The 6,821-nt window shown below is 70.7% G+C and carries 7 protein-coding genes; all 7 read right to left on the bottom strand.

What is annotated here, in order from left to right; translation table 11 throughout:
* The coding region (locus NL1_RS35225; RefSeq protein WP_156095200.1) for an AMP-binding protein at positions 1-759 on the bottom strand (759 nt) is incomplete at its 3' end.
* 135 nt (positions 760-894) lie between these two features.
* Positions 895-2,529 (bottom strand): monocarboxylic acid transporter, encoded by a 1,635-nt coding sequence (locus NL1_RS35230; RefSeq protein ID WP_067849119.1) that lies wholly within the window; start codon positions 2,527-2,529, stop codon positions 895-897.
* Complete coding sequence (locus NL1_RS35235) at positions 2,526-2,882, bottom strand: DUF485 domain-containing protein (protein ID WP_067849122.1); 357 nt, start codon at positions 2,880-2,882, stop codon at positions 2,526-2,528. The genes NL1_RS35230 and NL1_RS35235 overlap by 4 nt, the downstream gene beginning before the upstream one ends.
* A gap of 159 nt (positions 2,883-3,041) precedes the next feature.
* Complete coding sequence (locus NL1_RS35240; protein WP_067849125.1) at positions 3,042-4,787, bottom strand: sodium/solute symporter; 1,746 nt, start codon at positions 4,785-4,787, stop codon at positions 3,042-3,044.
* A gap of 1 nt (position 4,788) precedes the next feature.
* Entirely contained in the window at positions 4,789-5,154 is a 366-nt protein-coding gene (locus NL1_RS35245) for a hypothetical protein (protein ID WP_067849128.1), read from the bottom strand.
* Positions 5,151-5,945, bottom strand: a complete 795-nt coding sequence (locus NL1_RS35250; protein WP_067849131.1) for a LytR/AlgR family response regulator transcription factor — start codon at positions 5,943-5,945, stop codon at positions 5,151-5,153. The genes NL1_RS35245 and NL1_RS35250 overlap by 4 nt, the downstream gene beginning before the upstream one ends.
* Before the next feature lie 112 nt (positions 5,946-6,057).
* Positions 6,058-6,821 (bottom strand): sensor histidine kinase (locus tag NL1_RS35255; protein ID WP_169813627.1); only part of this gene is annotated, 764 nt, incomplete at its 5' end.

The raw sequence follows: 6,821 nt of genomic DNA on the forward strand, positions 1-6,821 counted from the left end.
AGGCTGAGCCTCGTGTTCGGGGGAAGCGGCCGCGACGGTGTCGTGCCACCACAGGTCACGGCCCTCCGTCCAGGGCACCTCGCTGCCCGTGCGGCGCACCACCAGCACATGCTCGGCACTCGAATTCCCGTCGGCGAGCGCCTCGTCGACGGCGGCCTTGAGCGGTGCCGCGGTGCCGCGCCGCCACTGCCCATCGGTGGTGATCACCAGGCGCGCCCCCGCGTCGTCGACGCGCTGGCGCAGGGCGGTGGGGGAGAAGCCCGCGAACACCACCGAGTGGGTGAGTCCGAGCCGGGCGCAGGCGAGCATCGAGACTATCGCCTCGGGCACCATCGGCATGTAGATCGCCACCCGGTCACCCGATCGAAGACCGAGTTCGGTGAGGTAGTTCGCCGCTCGGGAGACCTCGGCGAGTAGTTCGGTGTAGGTGATGTCGCGGGAGTCGCCGGGTTCGCCTTCCCAGTGGATGGCGATCTGGTCGCCGTGTCCGTCGAGGACGTGGCGGTCCACGCAGTTGTAGGCGACGTTGAGTTTGCCCTCGACGAACCACTTGGCGACGGGCGCCTCGCTCCAGTCCAGTACCTGGTTCCACGTCTGATGCCAGTGCAGCCGCTGGGCTTGTTCGGCCCAGAAGGTGTCACGATCGTCGGCGGCCGCCCGATACAGCGCGGCATCGGTATTCGCCGCGGTGGCGAACTCGGGGCTCGGCGGGTAGGCCACGGGCGCCGCGGCGTCCGGTTCGGTGGTGGCGCTGGACAAGTCACATCTCCAATCGAAAAAGCCTGAGCGGCAACGGGAACAGGGGTCGGGCCCCGGTGTGCGCCGGGACCCGACGGACGCCGCGCCGTTGCGGCGAGTCCTGTCCGGTCCCGGCGCGCGCCGGGACCGGGACGGTCAGTGCACGACCGCCTTCTCCGCGCCCACTCCGGTGAGCGAGCGAACCTCCATCTCGGCGGCCTTCGCCGGGTTCTCGGGTGTGCGGCCGCCGACGAAGGTGCCGATCACGCCGAGCGCGAAAGCCAAGGGGATGGAGACGATTCCGGGATTCGACAGCGGGAACCAGTCGAAGTCCGAGCCGGGCAGCATGGCGCTCTTGCTCCCCGACACCGCGGGCGAGAACACGATGAGCACGATGGTGGAGACCAGGCCGCCGTACATGCTCCACAGCGCGCCGGTGGTGTTGAAGCGCCGCCAGAACAGCGAGTACACGATGGTCGGCAGGTTCGCCGCCGCCGCGACCGCGAAGGCCAGCGCCACCAGGAACGCGATGTTCTGCCCGTTGGCCAGGATGCCGAGGCCGATCGCGAGCACGCCGATCACCACCGCGGTGATCCGCGAAACCCGCACCTGCGCCGACTCGTCCGCCTTGCCGCGCTTGAGCACGCTGCCGTAGATATCGTGCGCGAACGAGGCCGCCGCGGTGATGGTGAGCCCCGCGACCACGGCGAGGATGGTGGCGAACGCGACCGCGGAGATGACGCCGAGCAACACCACCCCGCCGAGTTCGAAGGCCAGCAGCGGCGCCGCCGAATTCTGGCCGCCCGCCGCGGCGAGAATCTTGTCCGGGCCGACGATCGCGGCCGCTCCGTAGCCGAGCACCAGCGTGAACAGGTAGAACGCGCCGATCAGGGCGATCGCCCATACCACCGAGCGACGGGCCTCCTTGGCGGTCGGCACCGTGTAGAAGCGCATCAGCACGTGCGGCAGACCCGCGGTGCCGAGCACCAGCGCCAGGCCGAGGGAGACGAAGTTCAGCTTCGAGGTCTCGTTCGCGCCGTACTGCGCGCCGGGGGCCAGCACGTCACGCGAGGCGACGGCCTTGTTGGTGGAGTCGGAGACCATCTGCTGCGCCGAGCCGAGAATGTCGGAGAAATTGAATCCGAACTTGGCCAGCACCATCACCGTCATCAGCGCGGCGCCGGTGATGAGCAGCACCGCCTTGATGATCTGCACCCACGTGGTGCCCTTCATGCCGCCGACCAGCACGTAGACGATCATCAGCACGCCGACCACGGCGATCACCACCGACTGCCCGGCCCGGTCGTCGATGTCGAGCAGCAGTGCGACGAGACCGCCCGCGCCCGCCATCTGCGCCAGCAGGTAGAACAGCGAGACGGTCAGCGTGGACAGCGCCGCGGCGGTGCGCACGGGACGTTCCCGCAGGCGGAAGCTCAGCACGTCGGCCATGGTGAATTTGCCGGTGTTCCTGAGCATCTCGGCGACCATCAACAGCGCGACCAGCCAGGCCACCAGGAAGCCGATGGAGTAGAGGAAGCCGTCGTAGCCGTAGACGGCGATGGCGCCCGCGATGCCGAGAAAGCTTGCCGCCGAGAGGTAGTCGCCCGCGATGGCGATGCCGTTCTGCGGGCCGGAGAAGCCGCGCCCGCCGGTGAAGTAGTCCGCGGCGCTGGCGTTGTTGCGGCTTGCCCTGATCACCACCACCATCGTGACGGCGACGAACAGGCCGAAGATGGCGATGTTCGCGACGGGATTGCCGACGGTGCCCGCGGCGAGATACTGCGTGGTCATGCCCGCTCACCCTCCAGATAGTCGCGGATGGCCGCGGCGCGCGGATCCAGTTCCTTGTTGGCGAAGCGGACGTAGCACGCGGTGATCACGAAGGTGGACAGGAACTGGCCGAGGCCGAGCAGCAGCCCGGCGTTGATGTCGCCGACGATCTTGGTGGCCATGAAGTCGTGCGCGTAGGCGCCGAGCAGCACGTAGCCGAGGTACCAGGTCAGGAACAGTGCCGTCATCGGGAACACGAAGCGCCGCAAGCGGTTTCGCAGCTCCTGGAATTGCGGGCTGGCCTGCACGGCCGCGAAGTCCTCGGCGCTCGGCGTGCGCGGTGGCTTGGTGCCGTCGAGGTCGGTACTGGTCATCGGAGCGTCCTAGCTTGTGACGTGGATTACTGCGGTGAAAGTAGACCGATCGAGGCTCCGATATGCGTTGTGGTGCAGGTCACTCTGTGAAGGTGGGGATCTGTGCGGTGAGCGGTCGGCTCGGCGCGACGAACGGTCGGCGCTCCGGCGGCGAGACCGTCAGCCGGTGCGCAGCCTGCGCTCGCGGTCGGCGCCCATGCCGAGCCGCTCCGGGGCGTGCATGCGCACGAAGATCCGCCGCACCGTGCGGGGGCCCTGGCCGCGCGTCACCGAGCTCACCGAGACCATCGTGAGAAAGGCCAGCGGCACGCTGATTGCCGCCGGGTAGCCGAGAATCGCCGCGAGCCAGCCGTCGGCGACCGACTCGGACGCCCCGCCGAGCACCGACACCGCGGTCGCCCCGCCCGCGACCAGGCCGCCGGCGATCAGGCCCGCCCCCGCGCCCTTCGCGGTGAGCCCGCGCCACCAGATGCCGAGCACCAGCAGCGGGCACAGTGTCGATGCGGCCACCGAGAACGCCAGGGCGACGGTGCGCGAGAGGTCCAGCGAGGCGACAGTGAGCGAAAGACCGAGCGGGACAGCGCCCGCCACCAGCGCCGCCATGCGGAAGTCCCGGATCCGGCCGCGCAGCATGTCCGTGCTGAGCACGCCCGCGATGCTGACCAGCAACCCGGAGGAGGTGGAGAGGAACGCGGCGATCGCGCCCGCCGCGGCCAGCGCCGCCAGCATCTTGCCGGGCAATCCGCCCAGCACCGAGCCGGGCAGTAACAGCACCGCGGCGTCGGAGGTTCCGGTGATCAGCAACTGCGGCACGTAGAGCCGGGCGAACACCCCGAGCAGGATCGGGAACAGGTAGAACGTGCCGACCAAACCGATGACGGCGAGCGCGGTCGCGCGCGCGGCCCGGCCGTCGGGATTGGTGTAGAACCGCACCAGCACGTGCGGCAGTCCCATCGTGCCGAGGAAGGTGGCGATGATCAGCGAGTACACCTGATAGGTCGGGTGCGAGCCGCCGAATCCGCCGCCGGGCGACAACCAGCTGGCGCCGTCGGCGGGCGCGCCCGCCACCACCGGTACCGCCGAACCGGATTCGAGCACCAGTTCGGTGCCCGCGGCCAGCTCGTGCTCGCCCGGCGTCAGCGCCACCGGGCCGTCGACGCGGTGGCCGTCCACCGTGCCCGTGATCGACACCTGGTGACCCGCACCGACCTGCACCACCACGTCGGTGGTGACATCCACCGTGGTGCGCTCGGTGACCACCGGCGGCGCGGCCGGTCCCAGTTCCCGGTCCTGGGCCAGGAAGTGCCCGAGCAACACCAGCGCGGGCAGTGCGACGGCCGTGAACTTCAGCCAGTACTGGAACGCCTGGACCAGCGTGATCGACCGCATCCCGCCGCCGGTGACATTGGCGATCACGATCGCCCCGACCGCGACGGCGCCGACCCAGCTCGGCACGCCGAGCAGAATCCGCAGCGTGAGCCCGGCTCCCTGGAACTGCGGGATCAGATAGACCGCGCACACCAGCACCACCACGACCGCGGCGAGCCTGCGCAAACGCAGTGAGCCGAGCCGGAACTCGGCGAAGTCCGGCACGGTGTACGCACCCGACCGGCGCAGCGGGGCCGCGACGAACAGCAGCAGCGCCAGGTAGCCCGCGGTGAATCCCACCGGATACCACAGCGCGTCCGCGCCGTACTTCGCGATCAGACCGGCCACGCCGAGAAACGAGGCGGCCGAGAGGTATTCACCGGAGATCGCCGCCGCGTTCCAGCCGGGACCGACGCTGCGCGACGCGACAAGGAAATCGGAGGTGGTGCGCGACAGCCGCACACCGTAGGCGCCGATGGCCACGGTGGCGAGCGCCGCGAGCAGCAGGGCCGCGACGGTGAGGGCGGGCGCGCCCACGTCAGTCCCCGGCCAGGTCGAGGAAGTCCTCCTCGTTGCGCTCGGACAACCGGACGTAGAGGCGGCCGACCCCGTACAGCGCCGGGAACACGGCGAGACCGAGCAGCAGCCACGGCAGGCGCACGCCGAGGATCACCGCCGAGGCGAGCGTCTCGAAACGCAGCAGCAGCGGAACCGCGCCGAGCACGAGGACCGTGACCACCGCCAGCCGCAGCGCGAGGCCGAGCTGGGCGCGAATGAGACCGCCGATCAAGGCTTCCCCGATCTCGGTCTGCTCGGCCACCTCCACGCGGGTGCGCACCCGGCGCGCGCCGCGCCGCTCGGCCAGCACCACCCGCTGCCGAGCGGGCCGCTGCGGCCCGGTCACCGCGTCGTCCAGTTGTGACGCGGCCCGTGCACTAGCCGCTGCTTGAGTTCGCGCACCTGGCGGCGGCTCACCGGCAGCTCCACCGCCGCCGCGCTGCCCTCGCCGCGCAGGCACACCACCGTGCCGCTTCCCACTGCGCGCAGGCCGGTGACCAGCCGCAGCGCCACCAGATAAGAGCGGTGCACGCGCAGGAAACCGGCATTCTCCCAGCGGGATTCGAGGGCGGAGAGCGGAATCCGCACCAGGTGCGAGCCCGCGCTGGTGTGCAGCCTGGCGTAATCGCCGTCCGCCTCCACCCAGCTCACGCTCGACCGGTGCACCAGGGTCGTGACGCCGCCCAGCTCGACGGGGATCACCGCGTTCGGGTCGGCGCGGGGCGCCGCGGGCGGCGGCGCGGCGGTGCGCGACTGGGTGATGCGCCGCACCGCCTCGGCCAGGCGCGCCTCGCGCAGCGGTTTGAGCAGGTAGTCCACCGCGCCGAGATCGAACGCGCTCACCGCCTTGTCGTCGTGCGCGGTCACGAACACCACCGCGGGCGGGTTCGCGAACTCGGAGAGGATGCCCGCCAGCTCCATGCCGTCGAGGCCCGGCATATTGATATCGAGGAAGACCGCGTCGACCGGATGGGTGCGCAGCACCCGCAGCGCGCCGGTCGCCTCGCCCGCGGTGTGGATCTCGCCCACCCCCGGCTGGGTGCGCAGCAGGTACACCAGCTCGTCCAGAGCGGGCTTCTCGTCATCCACGGCGAGCACGCGCAGCGGGCCCGCCGACCCATCGGTGTTCTGCGTCACAACCCTGCCATCGTAAGGGCATGGTGATCGGGCGTGTTTCGGATGTCCCGACCTGGCCGAATACCGCGCGGGCGGATCGAGCGGCAGCCGGGCGCGCCGGGTGCGCGTCGCGTCAGGCGCGCACGCCGGGGCGGAACTTCGGCACCCGCATGCTGACCTTGGTGCCCGCGCCGGGCGCGGTCTCCACGATCAACCCGTAGTCGTTGCCGAAGGCCGCGCGCAGCCGATCGTCCACATTGGCCAGCCCGACGTGCGCGGACTCGCCGGAACCCGCCGGGCCGGAACCGGATTCGATCGCGTCGAGCGCGCCGGAACGCAGCAGGTCCGGGTCCATGCCCGCGCCGTCGTCCTCGACGCTGATCAGGCAGTCGGTGCCCGCGTCGGTGGCCACGATGGCGATGGTGCCGCCGCCCTGCCTGCCCGCGATGCCGTGCCGCACCGCGTTCTCGACCAGCGGTTGCAGGGCGAGGAAGGGCAGCACGACGCCGAGCACCTCGGGGGCGATCTGCAGCCGCACCTGCAGCGCGTCGCCGAAGCGGGCGCGTTCCAGCGCGAGGTAGCGCTCGATATTGCGCAGTTCGTCGGACAGCACGGTGAATTCGCCTGCGGCGCGGAAGGAATAGCGGGTGAAGTCGGCGAATTCGAGGATGAGTTCCCTGGCCCTGCCCGGGTCGGTGCGCACGAACGAGGCGATGGTGTTGAGCGCGTTGTAGATGAAGTGCGGGCTGATCTGCGCCCGCAGCGCGCGCACCTCGGCGCGGTCCAGCCGGGCGCGGGAGGCGTCCAGATCGGCGAGTTCCAGTTGGCCGCAGGCGTAGCGGGCCACCTCGGCGAGCGCGCCGAGCAGTCCGGGGCCCGGCTTGCCGTTGGTGACCA

It is taken from the genome of Nocardia lijiangensis NBRC 108240, from assembly GCF_001613045.1.
Classification (GTDB): domain Bacteria; phylum Actinomycetota; class Actinomycetes; order Mycobacteriales; family Mycobacteriaceae; genus Nocardia; species Nocardia lijiangensis.